Here is an 18,020-nt window from a genome sequence, read left to right as displayed (position 1 = left end):
AACTTCACGACAAAATATGAATCTTAAGCGAGTTGTAGTCACAGGACTAGGTGCCTTAACACCTATCGGTAACAATATTGATGAATATTGGAATGGATTAGTAGATGGTAAGAGCGGTTGCGCTCCTATCACTTATTTTGATACCGAAAATTTCAAGACTAAATTTGCTTGCGAAGTCAAAAATTATTCTCCCACAGATTATTTTGATAGAAAAGAAGCACGCAAGCTTGATAAATTTGCCCAATATGCTATTGTATCTTCTGAAGAAGCTATAAAAGATGCGGCTATTGACCTTGAAAAGGTTGATAAATTTAGAGTTGGTGTGATCTGGGGAGCTGGTATTGGTGGAATAGAGACTTTTCAGGAAGAAGTAATTGGTTATGCCAATGGGAATGGAACACCACGTTTCAATCCTTTCTTTATCCCGAAAATGATTGCCGATATTGCTCCTGGACATATTTCTATAAGAAATGGTTTTATGGGACCTAACTATACCACAGTATCTGCTTGTGCTTCTTCTGCAAATGCAATGATTGATGCTCTAAACTATATTCGTTTAGGTCATTGTGATATCATTATTACAGGAGGAAGTGAAGCCGCAGTTACTATTGCTGGTATGGGAGGATTTAATGCGATGCACGCTTTGTCTACAAGAAATGAAAATCCAGAAACTGCCTCTAGGCCATTTGATGCAACCAGAGATGGTTTTGTACTTGGTGAAGGTAGTGGAGCACTCATTCTTGAAGAATATGAACATGCAAAAGCACGTGGTGCTAAAATTTATGCCGAAGTTGTTGGTGGTGGAATGTCTAGTGATGCATATCATATGACAGCTCCGCATCCCGACGGAATAGGCGTAGAGCGTGTAATGCTTAATTGTTTAAGAGACGCTGGGGTAAATCCAGAGCAGGTAGATACTATTAATACACATGGTACATCTACTCCATTAGGAGATGTAGCAGAATTAAAAGCAATTACCAAGGTTTTTGGAGACCATGCACCCAACATCAATATCAATTCAACAAAATCTATGACTGGACACTTACTTGGTGCCGCAGGGGCAATAGAGGCCATTGCTTCTATCCTTGCTATGCAAAAAAGTACGGTACCACCAACAATCAACCATACTACAGTGGATGAAAATATAGACCCTACATTGAATTTGACATTAAACAAAGCTCAAAAACGTGACATCACATACGCAATGAGTAATACTTTTGGTTTTGGAGGTCATAACGCTTGTGTGTTATTTAAAAAATTGAACGAATAATGAATATTATTCGAAACATACTAAATTCCCGCTCTGAAAAGAACGGGAATTTTTTTTCTAAAATCCAGAAAATCGTTGGTTTTAAGCCTCGTAGCATACGTCCATACGAAAAAGCATTTACACACAGATCCTTGAATCTAAAGGATAAAAAAGGAAATGCTGTTAATTTTGAAAGATTGGAGTTTCTGGGTGACGCTATGCTAAGTAGTGTTATTGCTGCGCATTTGTTTAAGGAAGTTCCTGAAGGAAACGAAGGGTATCTAACCAAGATGAGGGCAAAAGTAGTAAGCAGAAAACACCTAAATGAACTAGGAAAAGATCTTAACTTGATAGAATTGGTACGAACCAATATCCCTAAATCTCAATTTGGAATAAATATACACGGAAATCTTTTTGAAGCACTCATCGGTGCTATTTACTTAGATCGTGGCTTTGCATATTGCGAACGGTTTATTAAAGAAGCTGTAATCAATCCATATGTAGATATCGAAAGTCTAGAAGGGCAAATTATTAGCTACAAAAGTCTACTAATAGAATGGTGTCAAAAAGAAAAGAAGATATTCAACTACGAAGTCTATGAAGATACTGGTAAAGATGAAATGAAACATTTTGCCGTAAAATTAAGAATAGACGACAAAGTGGTTGCCAAGGCACGAGCAACTTCAAAAAAGAAAGCAGAAGAAAAAGCCTCAAAAAGAGCTTACTTCGCTTTTCAATCCAAAATAAACATGTAAGAAGTTACAAACTACTTCTATTTACTATAACAAAAGATTACTCTATATCTTTAAAAAACTCTTTTAAAGAAATATCGTGTATATCACAAATTTTCATAAGAGATTTTAGTGTACAGTTAGCACCTTTTTCTAAACGCCAATAGTTCTTTCTATCGACACCTTTATCATGGGCAAACGTTTCATAACTAGTATAACCAGCTTTAAACCTTAGTTGTCTAATACGCTCCCCAATGATTTTAATTCGGTCTTCAGTTTTATTTTCCATCACTAACAAAAATCATCATTATGTGTCTGAAAAATTACGGCACGAATACCCCAGAGATGTAGATTTTGCTTATAATCCCTCAAAAAACTCTTCTAAACTTATATTATGAAAATCACAAATATTAATTAGTGTGGCCATTGTAAAATTGGATCCCTTTTCCAATCGCCAATATTGCTTTCGATCAATTCCTTTTGCAATAGCAAATTTTTCATAACTTGTGTAATTCCCATCAATCCTTAATTTCTTAATACGTTTTCCAATTAATTGAATACGTTGTTGCAGTTTCTCCTGTTTTTTCATAAAAAAGCTGTACTTTATATACTTTCAAACAAAATTCAGTATTCACTTAACAAAATATTACGGCATATGATACGTGATTTTACGGTATATAATGCTCTTTTTGTTGAAAAAATCGTAACTTGCATACTATCAGATATAAATTATCCCCATGAGTATAAAAAAAGACGATATATACCATAGATTTACAAATGAAGTCTTAAATGCACTTCATTTGGAGTTCAAAAATTTCTTTTGTGATGTTGATAAAAAACGTCCTTATGAAGTTCTTATATATACATGGATAAATAAATTATATAAAAAAGGAAAAACTCGTGAAGAAGCAATAGAACATATACATAGAGCTAGACGTCTTTTTATTCTAAGAACGTATAATGCTCCTAAACCATAATTTGTTGAATTTATAGAACATCACTTTATATGCTTAATAAAAATTACAAAAACCTGAATGCCGAAGAAAAACAAATAGCCATTACACGATTGTCTGAACATATTCATGTTCCTCAAGATGTTCTCAGAGAAGTACTTTTAAAAATGAACCCAGCATTATCTATAATAGATGGTAAAGCTGTAATCCATAGAAATACATTAATGCGATTACGCAAAAGGATAATAGACCACACTAAATAACCACCACATCTATTATAGATAAAATTATCAGAATCATGGGTGATTCTATTCTATAAAATAAAGTAATAGAACACCCATGAAATTTGATGGTATTCTTGATAACTATACTTTCTATAACATAAAGTAAAAACCACTTCTATCAAAAAGATACTAACTCAATCGTTTTCGTTAAATAAGTTTATATTTAATTAAACCCGTTGGATGATTTTATTTGTATATTTCGCATTAATCTGAAATAAAAAGATCAAAAGTGGCTGTTCAGCGTTTAGTATTAGATGCCTTTGCCGATGATGATTATGAACTTATTGCCATTCATTGTTCATTAGCTTCATATAGGTTAGCTTTTTTATTGAATAAAAATCTGAAATTAAAACTTTTCAGAAAAAAAGAAGATATCATTTTTCGGTATGATGACTTTATTGCCAACTTTCCATTATATAGATATGATGATCAATTTCAATACAATACATATAGCCTTTTGGGAAATAAGTTTCAGACTCAAATAGAATCAAAAACAGATATTTCTGACGGATTGTTTACTACAATAGAGAATACGTTTACTACAAAATATTTAATTCCAGAATTAAAGAATGTAGATTATTTTCTAAAAATTGAAACAGAGACTTCAAATTTTTCAAGTAAATCCTTGTTAGCCGATATACTTTCTATTTCGCAAATTATAACTGCATATCCTGTAGAATATGCAACACTTAAATCAAAGAACAACTTAATATTCGAATAATGCCAAAACGTAAAAGAACTAAAATAGTCGCTACTCTGGGACCCGCAACCAGTAGTGAAGAGATCTTAAAAAAAATGCTGGAAGCTGGCGTAAATGTTTTTAGAATCAATTTTTCTCATGCAGATTATAATGACGTCAAAGAACGTGTAAAAATTATACGAAAACTAAGTAAGGAACATGGTTATAATGCAGCGATACTAGGTGACTTGCAAGGACCCAAATTACGAGTGGGTGTCATGAAAGGAGATATCATCGTAAATGATGGTGATACAATCAATTTTGTAACAGGTGAGCCTTTTGTAGGAACAGCTGAGCAAGTGTATATGAATTATGAGAGTTTTCCTAAGGATGTAAAAGCTGGAGAAAGAATATTGCTAGATGATGGTAAATTGATTTTTGAAGTTGTTTCTTCAAACAAAAAAGATACTGTTAAGACCAAGGTAATACAAGGAGGCCCTCTAAGGTCTAAAAAAGGGGTCAACCTACCTAATACAAGCATCTCCTTACCTGCACTAACAGAGAAAGATATAAAGGATGCTATTTTTGCATGTGAGCAAGGAGTGGATTGGATGGCATTATCATTTGTGCGTCATGCTCAGGATCTTATTGAATTGCAAGATTTGATTAAAGAGCATAGTGAATATAAAATTCCAATCATTGCCAAAATCGAAAAACCTGAGGGTGTTGAGAATATTGATAAAATTGTAGCGTATTGTGATGGATTGATGGTTGCAAGAGGGGATCTTGGGGTAGAAATTCCTGCTCAAGAGGTTCCTCTTATTCAGAAGAAATTAGTACTCAAAGCAAAAACTGCCAGAATACCTGTAATTATTGCTACCCAGATGATGGAGACCATGATAGATAGCTTAACACCTACACGTGCTGAAGTTAATGATGTAGCCAATTCTGTAATGGATGGTGCTGATGCTGTTATGTTATCTGGTGAAACTTCTGTTGGTAAATATCCAGTACAGGTAATAGAGACGATGTCTAATGTAATCAAAAGTGTTGAGAATTCTGATCTAATTACAGTACCACAAAATCCTCCTCATATAAGAACAAATAGATTTATCACTAAATCTATTTGCTATCATGCTGCACATATGGCTAATGATATTGATGCCAAAGCAATCTGTACATTGACTAATAGTGGGTATACTGCTTTTCAAATCTCTGCCTGGAGACCTGATGCTCATATCTTGGTTTTTACCAGCAATCATAGAATCTTATCACAACTTAGTTTGCTATGGGGTGTAAAAGCTTTTTTCTATGACAAATTTGTAAGTACTGATGAAACTGTAGAAGATGTTAATCAAATAGCATTGGATCGTAAATTTGTAGCAAAAGGGGATATGTTGATAAATCTCGCTGCAATGCCAATTACAGCAAAAGGAATGGTAAATACACTTAGAGTTTCTCAAGTGTAGATATAGCGTTAAATAAAGTATTCATAAAAGACCTCTTACTTAAAAAAGGGGTCTTTTTTTATAAGGTATTTTTTAAGAAAATACTCTCTAAATCTTCTATAGTAACAGGTTTTACTAAGTAATCTTTTACCAAATTAATACTTTTGGCTCTTTCTATATCTACGGGGTTAATCGATGAGCTTACCACATAGAGTGTAATCACTTTTCCTATTTTGTTTTTTATTTTGGTAAAATTATCCAGAAACTCCCATCCATCCATTACTGGCATATTCAAATCAAGAAATATAATCTCGGGAATAGTCTTGTTATCCAAATTAGTCAAAATAGCTTCAAAATGATTGAGTGCATCTTTTCCGTTTTGAAACACCATCAAGTTCTTACAAAGGCTTCTTGCCTCTACAATCTTTTTTACAAGATTTACATACATATTGTCATCATCAATAATACAAGCTAATCCTATTTTTTGACTCATGACTCTGGGGTTTTATTTATTTAAAATTCAATTATAAAAGTAGTTCCTTGATCAACTTCACTTTCTACACTAATACTACCTCCTAATGATTCTATCTGGTTTTTTGTTAAAAACAGCCCTATTCCAACCGCATCTTTGTTATAATGGAACGTTTTATACATCCCAAATATTTTATCTTTGAATAGCTTCATATCTATTCCTCTACCATTATCAGATACTTTTAGGTATTTATTTTTACCTATCTCATATGTTTTGATTTCTACAATAGGATCTCTATCTAAGTGTTTATATTTTATAGCGTTTGTTATCAAGTTTAGTAAAATACTTTCTAGATAGGCCGCTACATAATTAATTTCTTTTAGGTCTGTAAAATCTACCAAAATCTTTGTTTTGCTCATAGATATCATCTGCCCAATTCCATTGGTAACCAAATCAAGTGATTCCTGAAATTTTATTTTCTTTTTTACTTGATCCTTATTTGTGTGAATCGCTACGATCTCATTAAGGTGTTCAATCGTAGTATTCAGGCTATACGATATCTGTTTGATTTCTTTGATAAATCCAATTTTTTCTTCTGGGTTATCAATATCTTCTATCAATTGTACTAATAACGACAAATTACTAGTATGTGATCTAAGGTTATGGGATACGATATGAGCAAAATTGAATAATCTAGAGTTCTGTGATGCAATTATATCAATAGACTTCTGTAGTCTTACTTCTTTTTGCTTGATTTCATCTATATCTTGAAAAACCCCTCTAATTCCAATTATCTCTTTACTATCATTATATATTGGTTTTCCTATAGCTTTTACCCAAAACTCCCTTTTATTGGCTGTGACCATCTTGATCTCTGTATTAAAAGGTACTCCTGTCATTGCGCAATTAAAAAATAAGTCTGCCGCTTTTTGTATCGAATCCTCTGCATAATAATTGGCAGAATCCTTAAGCGAAGGGATATAATCATCTGGGTACTCCAAAATTCGTTTGGTCTCAAAATCCCAGTAACTTTTTTTTTCTTTAAAATCTACATACCAACTACCTGTAGAGGTCATTTGTGCAGTCTCTTTATAATAAAAATTATCTTTGGCTATGTCTTGTTCAGGTTCTAATTTTACTTCTATAAAAAAAACAAGACTTACTTCTGATTTTATATTAACTGGCAATTCATCATTGGTGGCACATCTAAAAAGTTTATAGCCTCCTTGTTTATCAAGGATTTTTATATGTTGTTTAAAGTTTACTGCATTCTGCCTATAGCTTATAAAATTATCTCTAAAAAGTGCTACATCATCTTGGTGCACTAAATGTTCCAGAAAATAATCAATTGTCGGTTGTAATTCCTCTTTTGAATATCCAAGACTATTACAAAATTTATCTGACCATATTTCTCTTTCTGGATTTATATGCAGCTCCCAATAACCTGCATTAGAATCTCGTATTACACTATTAAAAAGTTCATTCTGGAGCATTGAAAAGAATTATTATCTTAACAAGATAAGGATTTATTACTTATTTTCTTCTATTCTATCGAGCCTAATAGCTAATGCTTTGGTAGAAATTTGAACTTCTATAAAAGATAAGAAAAGAGAAACCATCAATAAAAGAAGACTGATTGCAAATACCATATTTGCCAGTGATATTTGCTCTATATATAACAAGAACATAGTAATTACACTGGTCAAAAAACTCATTATAGCTATTGCTTGCATATTACGTATTAGTCTGAGTCGTTTTCTTAAATTTTTGATTTGTAATACTATATTTTTTGATTGAGAAATCAAATATTCATTATGTAATTGCCTTATCAATGCGGCAATAGCTAAATATCTAGCATTGTACGCCAACATGGTTAATGATATTGCAGGAAACAATAATGCTGGAATCCCCATAGTAAGAGTCATATCTTTTTTCTTTTGGAACTACTAATGTAGATCAAAAAAATAGAGTAGCAAATAATAAACTATCGCATTATCAAAATGTATTATTGAGAAGTATTACAGATTTAATCCATTGCTTCTTTACAACTTATTAGCTGTTTTAATTCTGTGTCTAATCCATATTTTTTCCACAATGAAATGTCTTTTTTTAATGATAATGGGTTCTGATTTTTTTCTATATAACTCTTTATTGACTGTACTATCAGATCATTTGAATCACTAATTTTTAATATTGATTTTTTTCCTGGTATGCTATAATCTCCTTCATATTCATAACAAAAAACAAGTACCTTATCTCCTTGTGTAAGATCTTGATCATAAAAACAATCTGAAACAAAAAGAGATTGATTTTTATAGGTGTTATTTTTTACATCTCTTACTGTAAGTACCTCATCTATTTGTATTCCTCCTTTTTGAGAAACAACTATACTTGTTGAATCTTCAGCTGGGGTATTTATATATCGAACAGTTCCTAGAAATACAAAACTATATGTATCACCACAATTACCTATAAAAGGGCCAGATTGAGGCCACCAATAGGTGTATCCTACCTTAAAAACATCAGATATAGAAGAATCCGAATTTTCTAAAGTGTTTTTTGACTCTTGTGCATTGCTGATACTAGAAAAAATAAGACTGAAAATTATGACAATTCTTGTTACTACCTGATACATTTTTATAAAAATAAACTACCTCGAGATAAGCCCACGAAATATTCGTTTGAAACAAACCTTTAATTTCGAAGCTAGCTTCGAAGTATTAAAATCTCTCTTAATGTATAAAATTTAAACAACCATTGGTATTAAATATAATATTTTTTTCATTCTAAAATGGTTTATGTGGTTATATCTTGTCTGTATTGTTTTGGGGAGATCCCAGTCATTTTTTTGAATGTACTATAAAAGGTAGACTTTGAGTTAAATCCTGATTCTAGTGCAATCCCAATAATCGTGTAATTTGCAAAATGTGGGTTTCTTAATTTTAACTTTGCATCCTCTATCCTAAATCTATTTATATAGTCAGTAAAATTACGTTTACTTATTTTATTTACTAACTGTGATAAATAATTATTGCTGATATGTAATCGTTTTGCCATTGCATCCAGTCCCAGCGTTGAGTCTCTATATATTTTTGCTTCTTTCATTAAAAAGTCAAGCTCTTTATAATGAATATTATCACTTGTAATATGTATCTCTCTTTTTGCAAAAACATGTTGTATTTTTTTTGCCGTTAATTTTGCTATCAATCGAAATAAAAATATATAATCCTCATTAAAAAATTTGCTTTGGGAATGTTCTGAATCTATAACACCAATCACTTTATCATTCATAAAAATAGGAACCGATAACTTTGATTTATTATTAGTATTATAGATCGTATATCTATAGTCATAAGAAATCGCATCAATACATTGCAATTTTCCTGACTGTGCTACTTCACCAATGACACCTTCTCCCTTCATAATTTGTATTGGGGTCATGTTATTATTCTCCTTGTTTTTATTAGTATCAAATAGAGTTTTCTGAATCAAAAAAGTATTCTCCTGATCAAACATGTATATAACACCGTTTTCTAATTTGAGTTGTGAAATACAATTTTCTGTAATATCTCTTAATACCTCATCTAGTGTATTTTTTTGGAACAATGCAGATGCAAAGTAACTCAATACCCTTATCAAATCACCAGACTTATTCTGGTTATTGATAAAGCCTTCTTCTGAAAAGAAATAATCTAAATCAGAAATAGCACAACCTGAAACCGAAGGTTGTCTTAAATCCTTTTTATTCAATGTCTGTATTTGTTCTCTAGAATTGCTTTGAGCATCATCTATAGTAATCATTTCCTGCTTTTTTTTTAAAAAAGCAGATGAGTCTGTCATTATCTCATTATGTATATTGTTTTTGATACTCATGATGATCATGTTGATTCTACATCAAATATAGAACGACACTCTTCTAGGATACAAATACAATGTCTCGGAATTCAGAGAATTTCGAGACTTAAAAAACACACTAAACAAATGAATAACAACAAAATAACTCATATAATAAGATTAGAAAATAGTATCTTTATCTATAGCTATACATACGATTCTGATTAAACAAAAACTCTTGAACCCAAAAAAAACATATCCTTTTTTTACTTCTTTTTATATTAGATCATTCTTTATTCTTTTTTTATCTAGTATACTATCTTCTATTGGGCAAGAAAAAGATTTTGAGGTTCCTGATTCTTTAAAATTCATGAGCTATGATAGTATATATGCATCTTATCGTAAAACCTGGCGAGATACCATACAATCAAAAATCTACTTACGCAGCTGTTTAAAAAAAGCAATAACTGAGAATAATACTATAAAAATTGCGCAAACATATTGCATGTTATCGTACTATGCTGTAGAAGAATCAGAAAAAATAGCTTTATTAGATAGATCTATTGAGCTAAGTAAAGGTTCTGGAGATAAAATGTATCCAATTGTAGCTTATTCTTTTAAAGGGGGATATTATCTAAAAAAATGTAAGTATAGTCTAGCCTTAGACAGTTATCTTGCACTACTATCTGTAGCAGAAAAAGTACAAAATTCTGAGTTTATAACTGTTACCAAACACAATATTGCTTGTATTAAAACCGAAATCGGAAAACACCAAGAGGGCCTACCTCTTTTTAAAGAAAACTTTGCTCATATTATTGCCAATCATAGTACTGATACTACTCGATTCTTAAAATCTTCTATTGCATTGGCAGAGTCATATCGATATAATAAACTGCTAGATTCTGCATCGTTATATAATTCTAAAGCAATACAATTGTCTAAAAAACCAGGAGTTTATTATGATCGTTTTTATGGAAAAATTATAGTCAATGAAGGTATTAACCTCTTTTTTAAACATCAATACAAAACCGCATATGATAGCATTTCCAAAGGTCTTTTGATGTTGAACAAAAGTAGTATAGAGTATATAAAAACACATGTTTTGGGAGAGTTTTATTTAGGAAAAATCTACTTAAAACAACAGAATAAATTAGCTGCCAAGACACATTTTATCAAGGTTGATTCTATCCTACAAAAAGAGAAAATTACTCCAATAGAGATTCGAGAAGGGTATGAGTTTTTAATCAACTCTTTTAAGACATATGGTCAAAAAGAAAAGCAACTAGAATACATCAATAAATTACTCAAATTTGATAGTATTATAAATAAAGAAGCTTCTTTTGTCTCTTCTCGATTGTTTAAAGAGTTTGACACTCCTTTGTTGTTAAAGGAAAAAGAAGTACTTATCACTGAACTAACAGGAGATAATAAACATCTGAATCTGGTAGTAATTTTTCTTAGTATCATCTCAATTGTGATTCTCCTTTTCTTATATATCCAGTTTCAAAAAAAGAAGGTATATCAACAAAAATTTGAAAAACTCATCCACCAAAATACTCAAAATCAGAGTAAGACATCAAAAAATAATCCTTCTCACGATATTGGGGTTCCAGATGATACTGTAAAAGAGATATTGACTGGCCTTGCTTGGTTTGAGCAAAATCATCTGTATTTACACAAAAATATAAGTACTACTTCTCTAGCCAAAGACATAAAAACAAATACAAAGTATTTATCTAAAGTGATCAACCATCATAAAAACAAAAACTTTATCAATTATATTAATGAGCTCAGAATTGAATATGCTGTAAATGAGCTCAAAAAGAATAAGACTCTTAAAAATTATACGATACAAGGAATTGCTGAAGAAATGGGGTTTAATACTGCCGAATCTTTTTCTTCTGCCTTTAAAAAGAGTACTGGTATCAAAACTTCTTATTTTATCAAAAAACTACATTCTGAAATGGTTTAAGCTTTTTTTCAATTCACTATAAATACTTGATGATTTTATCGAAATTCCGTGAATTTCGAATAACAAAAACCACATAAGCAGCTGTTTTATTGATGTTTACATTATTTTTGTTCTGGGAATTAAATAAAAGTATTTGCACAAAAATCTTAAAAATTAAGTATCATGAAAAAAGTAAAGGGTAAAAAGTTAAGTCTTAACAAATTAAACATTACAAAGCTAGAAACCATAGCATCGATCAAAGGTGGTCATCGCAAGACAGATGACCCTGGTGATCTTTTTCATCACACCAGTGTAGCTTGCGAAACAAAAAACATAAACTGTACCAGTCCAACAATAATTGGATTAGGGTAAAAAAAAAGACCTTATGTTGTTTATAACGACATAAGGTCTTATCTAAATTAATTTATTGCATTATACTCAATGAGAAATCATCTTACTTAACATCAAAATTTATCTTCTCACTGTTTTTTCCACTGCTAATTACAATTTGATAGTTTCCCACAGGAAGGTAATACTTACCATCTTTCCTTTTAGACACTTCTTCGTCAGGGTATTCTTTTTCTAAAGCTTTTTTTCCTTTTTCTGTAATAGTAAGGTCATAGTTTACATAATTAAGCCCTTTATCCCCTTTTGTAGAAAACTCTTGAAGCACTTTTCCTTCTTCTGAAGTAATCTTTACTGAAACATCTGCTGTATTAGAAATATAATACTTAATTGTTGTCTCTGGTTTATTAGGTGTCATCCATTTACTCCAGGAAACACCCCATCGATCTGACCATTTTATTGCAGGCATCTCAAAAACATGTAGTGCTTTGCTCATCACCTTGTCATTAAGAGTTTGTAATGCTTCTATGTTGGCAGTATAGATACTTCTACCATGTGTTCCTAATAATAAATCTTTGGCTTCTGGTTGTATAACAATATCGTGAACTGCAACATCTGGCAACCCTTTAGAAAATACTTGCCAGACACCTCCTTTGTCAAAAGAAACATAGGCACCATTATCTGTTCCTAGGTATAATACATTTTCATTTTCTGGATCTTCTTTAATTACATTGATTGCTGCTATTGGTAAATTGTTTGCTATACTTTTCCAATGTTTTCCATAATCATCACTTACATATATATAAGGAGTAAAATCATCCCATCTATATCCATTTAGGGTAACATACACTCTTTCCTTTTTATGAGATGATGCAATTACTCGTGATACCCAAAGATCCTTAGGAAAAGAATCTGAAATTTTATTCCAGCTACCTCCAGAATTTTTGGTTACATATACTAAACCGTCATCACTTCCTGTATAAATCAATCCAAATTGAAAAGGAGATTCTGATATCGAGCTCAGTGTGCCAAAAGCTACATTTCCTTTTTTTCCACCAGTGGTCAAATCATTTGATATTGCTACCCAATCATCTCCTTGGTTCATAGATCGCATAAGCTTGTTACCCCCGACATATAAAATATCCTGATTATGAGAAGATAATAGGATTGGTGTTTGCCAATTGAATCGATAAGGGGATTCTCCTAATTCATGTTTAGGTTGAATATATGTTTGTGCATTTGTTGCTCTATCTATTCTAAAATAATTTCCAAACTGAAATCCTGTATAAACAATATTTGCATCTCTATTATCAATCTGTATTTGCATACCATCTCCTCCCATGATACTTTCCCACGGATAATGCCCTGTCTGATGCCATTCTTCATCTTCTTTTGCTGTATGTGCTCCTACCCAAACTCCATTGTCTTGTAAACCACCATATACGTTATATGGTTTTTCATAATCTATATTGATTGCATAGAACTGTCCTACACTTGGTTGATTTGCTTTTATCCAATGCTCTCCATCATCATAAGAAATATTTACCCCACCGTCATTACCATTTATCAAATGCATTGGATTTTTTGGATTGATCCACAAGGAATGGTGATCGGCATGAACATTTTTTCCATTGATATTCTTAAACGTTTTTCCTGCGTCTTTAGATTTCAGAATTGGTACCCCAGATATATAAATATGATCCTTATTGACAGGGTTTACTTGTATTTGTGCAAAATAATATCCATAACTATAGAATAGATCATCTATATAATCTGTATGGGTTTTTTGCCATGATTTTCCTCCGTCATCACTTCTATACACTTCTGCGCCTACTACTGGAGTATCAAACAACATTGAATTTGCGTTTTCAAGATATTTAGCAAGATCAATTGGTGCTACTGTACCACTGCGTACTAAATGTTTTACATTATCTGCTCTATATTTTTCTTGGAAACCATTGGTTTTTAAAAACGCATTTAGTTTTTTATTTTCTAATTTGAGAAAAGCCTCTGATGACATTGTTTTAAAATCCTCTTTGGTCAGTCCTGCTCCCTCTTTTTTTACAGTATTTTTCTCTCTCCTATATTGGTTATCATGTACAGCATATATTGTGTTTTTATCAAAAACTGCAAGACCAATACGTCCTACTCCTTCTCCTGTAGGAAAACCGCTTGCTTTTATAGAAATTTTATTCCAGGTAAGTCCAGCATCAGTACTTTTATAAATTCCTGATCCCAAACCATTCCCTCTAAAATTCCAGGCTTTTCTATCCTTATCCCAAGCAGAAGCATACATGATATTAAAATCATTTGGAGTAACTGCAAGATCAATAATCCCTGTTTGGTTATCAATAAATAATGTTTTTTGCCACGTCTTACCGCCATCTGTTGTTTTATATATTCCTCTTTCTTCATTAGAAGAGTATAAATGTCCTGTTGCTCCAACTACTACTTCGTTGGGATTATTTGGATTGATAATTATTCTACCTATATGATGAGTATCTGTTAATCCTACATTTTTCCATGTCTTACCACCATCATCAGATTTTAGAATTCCAACTCCAGCATAAGAAGATCTTGATGAGTTATTCTCTCCAGTTCCTACCCATATGATATTGTTTTTCCAATCTACAGCAATATCCCCAACATTAATAGTCTCTGCTGAATCCATCACTGGCTCAAAAGTAGTTCCGTTATTTATTGTATGCCATAATCCCCCAGAGGCATATCCTACATAAAACTCTGTAGTATTGTCAGGGTTTACAGCCACATCAACTACCCTACCACTCATCACTGTGGGGCCAATGTTTATAAAAGGCACATGTTGTACCAATGAAGTTTCTTTCATTTCTTTTTTATTCAACAACCCTTTTTGCACTTCGTCTGCATGTGTTGCTGGTTGTTGAGAATAAATTAAAGAAGAAAGAAAAAGAAAAAAAGATGCTATAAAAATTTTCATTTTGAATTAGTATTTAGTGCGCTCAAAGTAGATATTGTTACTACAAACTCAAAATTTTTAGAGATTGTTTAACAATCATCTATTCCTCAAAATATTGCGAATAAAATAATTTTATATTATTTCTTTCTTGGGTTTTTCATAGTTTTTTATTTAATTTATTGATTACTAACTAATTAAAACACAAAATCATGGAGGAGTATTTGCCATTAATTATTCAATTAATAAGCGGGGCTGTAGGAGGAAATGTTGCAGGCTCAATACTAAAAAATGTATCTTTTGGAAAACTAGGAAACTCAATTCTTGGAATATTGGGTGGCGGTATAGGAGGATATTTATTAAGCTACCTAGGAGTTGATACTTCTGGCGGAATGGATCTATCTGGTATATTGGGTAGTATAGCTGGCGGTGGTGTTGGTGGTGGTGTATTAATGGCTATAATTGGCTTAATAAAGAATGCAATCGCCAAATAGGGTATAGCTAGATTGATAAAAATAATCTACTTAAAAAAAGGAATTCATAAGATTGTGAATTCCTTTTTTTATTACGTAAATAATAATCCTATTTTTGAAAAAAAATCAATATTTCAAAATCCTCATCTCAACTAAGTACGTATGGGGTACGTAATTAAACAACATATAACACAATGAAATATCACCAAATAGATAGCAGTCTCTTTATAAAAAACCGTAAAAATTTTGTTGCACAAATGAAGCCCAATAGTATTGCGGTATTTAATAGCAATGATATATATCCTATTAGTGCAGATAGTACTATGCCGTTTGAGCAGCATAGAGATATTTTTTATCTAAGTGGTGTGGATCAAGAAGAAAGTGTATTACTTATTTTTCCTGATGCTCCCAATGAAAAACATCGTGAGATGCTATTTCTTAAAGAAACCAATGAGCATATTGCTATATGGGAAGGAGCAAAACTAGACAAAGAGCGTGCTTTTGCTGTTTCAGGAATCAAAACGGTATACTGGCTTCAAGATATGGAAAAAGTTTTCTTTGAAGTAATGACTCAGTGTGAGACTGTTTATGTAAATACCAATGAGCATTATAGATCAAATGTAGAGACAGAAACTCGTGAAGATCGTTTTACCAAGTGGTGGAAAGCAAAATATCCTGCACATACTGTAGCCAAAAGTAATCCTATTCTACAACGTTTACGTTCTGTAAAAGATACTGTAGAGCTTGATCTGATGCAAACAGCTTGCGATATTACTGAGAAAGGGTTTCGTAGACTTTTAGGGTTTGTAAAACCTGGTGTCTGGGAATACAATATCGAAGCAGAATTATTGCATGAGTTTATCAATAATAGATCCAAAGGTTTTGCTTATACTCCTATAATTGCTAGTGGTAATAATGCCAATGTGCTTCATTATATAGAAAATAACCAACAATGCAAGGACGGGGATTTAATCCTTATGGATGTGGCCGCAGAGTATGCTAATTACTCTAGTGACCTCTCTCGTACTATTCCTGTATCGGGTAGATATACCGATCGCCAGAGAGCTGTATATGATGCTGTACTTAGAGTAAAAAATGAAGCTACCAAATTATTAGTCCCTGGAACAATCTGGGCCGATTATCATGTAGAGGTTGGTAAACTTATGACCTCTGAACTACTAGGATTAGGACTGATTGACAAAGCTGATGTACAAAACGAAAATCCTGAATGGCCTGCTTATAAAAAATATTTTATGCATGGTACTTCTCATCATATTGGGCTAGATACTCATGATTACGGGATTCTTACAGAACCTATGAAGGCAAATATGGTGTTTACTGTAGAGCCTGGAATTTATATTCCTGATGAAGGATTTGGAATAAGATTAGAGGACGATGTGGTTATACAAGAAAAAGGTGCTCCTTTTAATTTAATGGAGAATATTCCTATTGAAGCTCAGGAAATAGAGGAACTGATGAATAAATAATAATTAGGTTTTAACAACATATAAGCCTCTTATGATATGATCATAAGAGGTTTTTTTATATACCGATAGAATATTTCCTTCTCTTTTTTCGTTGAATACTAAAAAAACTCCTTTTTTATAATATGCATAGAATGAAAATTATGGCGGGTCATCAACAAGCCATGCCTTATTTAGTTGTTGAAAAAGCTGAAGATTTTATAGATTTTATTCGAAAAATATTTCAGGCCCAAGAAATGCTACGTCGCTTAGATGCTAATCACCGAATACAGCATTCAGAAATTAAAATTGGGGATACTACTATTCTTCTTACCGAGGCATCACAACATTACCCAGCACATCCAGGATCTATGTATGTGTATGTAAAAGATACAGACCAAACCTATTATGAAGCAATAAATGCTGGAGCCAAATCTCTTATGGAACCTATGGAAGAAGATTACGGAGCCAGAGAAGCTGGTTTTCTAGACCCATATGGAAATACATGGTGGATTGCTACATTAAATTAGAGTAAGAGTTCTGTCCTTTTCTCTTTTCATAGTTTTACACTTAACACTTCAATATTCATTGCATTACCTTATTATTTTATGTACTGTGATTCGACTTCAAAAAAAAATGTTTTCCAGTGTTTTACAAAAACAAACTAGTTGAATACTAGTTTTTATTACCTATGAATTTGATGACATGATATCTACTTACAAGGGATATTATAGTTCTTCTTGTTATCACATACAGTTTTATAATTCTAAAAATAAATGAATAAACCCCTGAAAACAGGTATAAATAAATAGAAAAGAGGTATTAACTTTGATCTCGAATTATGTAGCATACAATTAATTATTGGTAACTGTTTTTGAGTGTTATCTTATGTTTTTGAATTTGTGATTTGCTTTAAGTCTCAATAAAAAATGATATGGATACTATAAATAAGTAATAATTATAACGTATGAAAAATACTATATATGATACCAATGTATATAGTTTATCTTTTAATTAGTTAGTTAGTTGTTTCGCCTTTGGTACTCTGATTATTAATTTTTACATCAACAAGTATGGTTTAATTGATAGGTTTTGAGCCATATAATCAAGATTAAGAAATTAAGGATGATTTTATGTAGAAAATCAGAGTTTATTTGCCAAAGGTTTGATGCAAAAAAGCACCTTATGTTTACCATAAGGTGC

19 protein-coding genes are annotated in these 18,020 nt (G+C 31.8%); 11 read left to right on the top strand and 8 right to left on the bottom strand.

Going from position 1 to position 18,020, the window contains the following annotated elements; all coding sequences use genetic code 11:
• Nucleotides 1-16: 16 nt before the first annotated feature.
• A complete protein-coding gene (gene fabF, locus DG508_RS08525) occupies nt 17-1,270 on the top strand; it encodes a beta-ketoacyl-ACP synthase II (protein WP_108867743.1) in 1,254 nt (417 codons plus the stop codon).
• Entirely contained in the window at nt 1,270-2,004 is a 735-nt protein-coding gene (gene rnc, locus DG508_RS08520; protein ID WP_108867742.1) for a ribonuclease III, read from the top strand. Before fabF ends, rnc begins: the two co-directional genes overlap by 1 nt.
• A gap of 37 nt (nt 2,005-2,041) precedes the next feature.
• Here rnc and DG508_RS08515 read toward each other — a convergent pair whose 3' ends face one another.
• On the bottom strand, nt 2,042-2,269 hold the full coding sequence (locus DG508_RS08515) for a helix-turn-helix domain-containing protein (protein WP_103866593.1): 228 nt from the start codon (nt 2,267-2,269) through the stop codon (nt 2,042-2,044).
• Nucleotides 2,270-2,338: 69 nt separating this feature from the next.
• Nucleotides 2,339-2,569, bottom strand: coding sequence for a helix-turn-helix domain-containing protein (locus tag DG508_RS08510; RefSeq protein WP_108867741.1), 231 nt, complete (start codon nt 2,567-2,569; stop codon nt 2,339-2,341).
• Between the two features lie 148 nt (nt 2,570-2,717).
• Here DG508_RS08510 and DG508_RS08505 point away from each other — a divergent pair, with 148 nt between their 5' ends.
• The 4 genes from DG508_RS08505 to pyk all read left to right on the top strand — a co-directional run bounded on the left by DG508_RS08505 (nt 2,718) and on the right by pyk (nt 5,365).
• Nucleotides 2,718-2,957 (top strand): hypothetical protein, encoded by a 240-nt coding sequence (locus DG508_RS08505; protein ID WP_103866595.1) that lies wholly within the window; start codon nt 2,718-2,720, stop codon nt 2,955-2,957.
• A 29-nt stretch (nt 2,958-2,986) separates the two neighbouring features.
• On the top strand, nt 2,987-3,196 hold the full coding sequence (locus tag DG508_RS08500; protein ID WP_108867740.1) for a hypothetical protein: 210 nt from the start codon (nt 2,987-2,989) through the stop codon (nt 3,194-3,196).
• A gap of 250 nt (nt 3,197-3,446) precedes the next feature.
• Nucleotides 3,447-3,938 (top strand): IPExxxVDY family protein, encoded by a 492-nt coding sequence (locus tag DG508_RS08495; RefSeq protein WP_159090764.1) that lies wholly within the window; start codon nt 3,447-3,449, stop codon nt 3,936-3,938.
• Nucleotides 3,938-5,365: a pyruvate kinase gene (gene pyk / locus DG508_RS08490; protein ID WP_108867738.1), complete on the top strand. Its 1,428-nt coding sequence runs from the start codon at nt 3,938-3,940 to the stop codon at nt 5,363-5,365. Before DG508_RS08495 ends, pyk begins: the two co-directional genes overlap by 1 nt.
• Before the next feature lie 58 nt (nt 5,366-5,423).
• Here pyk and DG508_RS08485 read toward each other — a convergent pair whose 3' ends face one another.
• From DG508_RS08485 to DG508_RS08465, 5 genes are all read right to left on the bottom strand, one after another.
• On the bottom strand, nt 5,424-5,837 hold the full coding sequence (locus tag DG508_RS08485) for a response regulator (RefSeq protein WP_108867737.1): 414 nt from the start codon (nt 5,835-5,837) through the stop codon (nt 5,424-5,426).
• A 20-nt stretch (nt 5,838-5,857) separates the two neighbouring features.
• Nucleotides 5,858-7,309: a PAS domain-containing sensor histidine kinase gene (locus DG508_RS08480; protein WP_108867736.1), complete on the bottom strand. Its 1,452-nt coding sequence runs from the start codon at nt 7,307-7,309 to the stop codon at nt 5,858-5,860.
• Between the two features lie 36 nt (nt 7,310-7,345).
• Nucleotides 7,346-7,741, bottom strand: a complete 396-nt coding sequence (locus DG508_RS08475; protein WP_103866601.1) for a DUF2721 domain-containing protein — start codon at nt 7,739-7,741, stop codon at nt 7,346-7,348.
• Nucleotides 7,742-7,842: 101 nt separating this feature from the next.
• Nucleotides 7,843-8,451, bottom strand: a complete 609-nt coding sequence (locus DG508_RS08470; protein ID WP_108867735.1) for a hypothetical protein — start codon at nt 8,449-8,451, stop codon at nt 7,843-7,845.
• A gap of 161 nt (nt 8,452-8,612) precedes the next feature.
• Nucleotides 8,613-9,689, bottom strand: coding sequence for a helix-turn-helix domain-containing protein (locus DG508_RS08465; RefSeq protein WP_159090763.1), 1,077 nt, complete (start codon nt 9,687-9,689; stop codon nt 8,613-8,615).
• Between the two features lie 199 nt (nt 9,690-9,888).
• Between DG508_RS08465 and DG508_RS08460 the strand changes: the two genes are divergently transcribed.
• Complete coding sequence (locus DG508_RS08460; protein WP_108867733.1) at nt 9,889-11,622, top strand: helix-turn-helix domain-containing protein; 1,734 nt, start codon at nt 9,889-9,891, stop codon at nt 11,620-11,622.
• 162 nt (nt 11,623-11,784) lie between these two features.
• The gene (locus DG508_RS08455) at nt 11,785-11,973 is read left to right on the top strand and encodes a hypothetical protein (protein ID WP_108867732.1); all 189 of its coding nucleotides are present in this window, start codon (nt 11,785-11,787) and stop codon (nt 11,971-11,973) included.
• 82 nt (nt 11,974-12,055) lie between these two features.
• Here DG508_RS08455 and DG508_RS08450 read toward each other — a convergent pair whose 3' ends face one another.
• Complete coding sequence (locus tag DG508_RS08450) at nt 12,056-14,905, bottom strand: WD40/YVTN/BNR-like repeat-containing protein (protein ID WP_108867731.1); 2,850 nt, start codon at nt 14,903-14,905, stop codon at nt 12,056-12,058.
• Nucleotides 14,906-15,093: 188 nt separating this feature from the next.
• On the opposite strand from DG508_RS08450, the gene DG508_RS08445 reads away from it, so the two are divergent.
• The 3 genes from DG508_RS08445 to DG508_RS08435 all read left to right on the top strand — a co-directional run bounded on the left by DG508_RS08445 (nt 15,094) and on the right by DG508_RS08435 (nt 17,347).
• Nucleotides 15,094-15,375: a hypothetical protein gene (locus DG508_RS08445; protein WP_108867730.1), complete on the top strand. Its 282-nt coding sequence runs from the start codon at nt 15,094-15,096 to the stop codon at nt 15,373-15,375.
• Nucleotides 15,376-15,548: 173 nt separating this feature from the next.
• A complete protein-coding gene (locus tag DG508_RS08440) occupies nt 15,549-16,841 on the top strand; it encodes an aminopeptidase P family protein (protein ID WP_108867729.1) in 1,293 nt (430 codons plus the stop codon).
• Nucleotides 16,842-16,963: 122 nt separating this feature from the next.
• Complete coding sequence (locus tag DG508_RS08435; RefSeq protein WP_108867728.1) at nt 16,964-17,347, top strand: VOC family protein; 384 nt, start codon at nt 16,964-16,966, stop codon at nt 17,345-17,347.
• Nucleotides 17,348-18,020: the final 673 nt, after the last annotated feature.

Origin of the sequence: Aquimarina aquimarini (assembly GCF_900299535.1) — a bacterium.
GTDB lineage: Bacteria > Bacteroidota > Bacteroidia > Flavobacteriales > Flavobacteriaceae > Aquimarina > Aquimarina aquimarini.
The sequence above is the reverse complement of the archived record's forward strand: the minus strand, read 5'-3'. Positions and strand labels throughout refer to the sequence as shown.

Excerpts from the sequence above, each read along its gene's own strand:
- fabF (WP_108867743.1), top strand. The coding sequence starts at position 17 with ATGAATCTTAAGCGAGTTGTAGTCACAGGACTAGGTGCCTTAACACCT.
- rnc (WP_108867742.1), top strand. The coding sequence starts at position 1,270 with ATGAATATTATTCGAAACATACTAAATTCCCGCTCTGAAAAGAACGGG.
- DG508_RS08515 (WP_103866593.1), bottom strand. The coding sequence starts at position 2,269 with ATGGAAAATAAAACTGAAGACCGAATTAAAATCATTGGGGAGCGTATT.
- DG508_RS08510 (WP_108867741.1), bottom strand. The coding sequence starts at position 2,569 with ATGAAAAAACAGGAGAAACTGCAACAACGTATTCAATTAATTGGAAAA.
- DG508_RS08505 (WP_103866595.1), top strand. The coding sequence starts at position 2,718 with ATGAGTATAAAAAAAGACGATATATACCATAGATTTACAAATGAAGTC.
- DG508_RS08500 (WP_108867740.1), top strand. The coding sequence starts at position 2,987 with ATGCTTAATAAAAATTACAAAAACCTGAATGCCGAAGAAAAACAAATA.
- pyk (WP_108867738.1), top strand. The coding sequence starts at position 3,938 with ATGCCAAAACGTAAAAGAACTAAAATAGTCGCTACTCTGGGACCCGCA.
- DG508_RS08485 (WP_108867737.1), bottom strand. The coding sequence starts at position 5,837 with ATGAGTCAAAAAATAGGATTAGCTTGTATTATTGATGATGACAATATG.
- DG508_RS08480 (WP_108867736.1), bottom strand. The coding sequence starts at position 7,309 with ATGCTCCAGAATGAACTTTTTAATAGTGTAATACGAGATTCTAATGCA.
- DG508_RS08475 (WP_103866601.1), bottom strand. The coding sequence starts at position 7,741 with ATGACTCTTACTATGGGGATTCCAGCATTATTGTTTCCTGCAATATCA.
- DG508_RS08470 (WP_108867735.1), bottom strand. The coding sequence starts at position 8,451 with ATGTATCAGGTAGTAACAAGAATTGTCATAATTTTCAGTCTTATTTTT.
- DG508_RS08465 (WP_159090763.1), bottom strand. The coding sequence starts at position 9,689 with ATGAGTATCAAAAACAATATACATAATGAGATAATGACAGACTCATCT.
- DG508_RS08455 (WP_108867732.1), top strand. The coding sequence starts at position 11,785 with ATGAAAAAAGTAAAGGGTAAAAAGTTAAGTCTTAACAAATTAAACATT.
- DG508_RS08450 (WP_108867731.1), bottom strand. The coding sequence starts at position 14,905 with ATGAAAATTTTTATAGCATCTTTTTTTCTTTTTCTTTCTTCTTTAATT.
- DG508_RS08445 (WP_108867730.1), top strand. The coding sequence starts at position 15,094 with ATGGAGGAGTATTTGCCATTAATTATTCAATTAATAAGCGGGGCTGTA.
- DG508_RS08440 (WP_108867729.1), top strand. The coding sequence starts at position 15,549 with ATGAAATATCACCAAATAGATAGCAGTCTCTTTATAAAAAACCGTAAA.
- DG508_RS08435 (WP_108867728.1), top strand. The coding sequence starts at position 16,964 with ATGCATAGAATGAAAATTATGGCGGGTCATCAACAAGCCATGCCTTAT.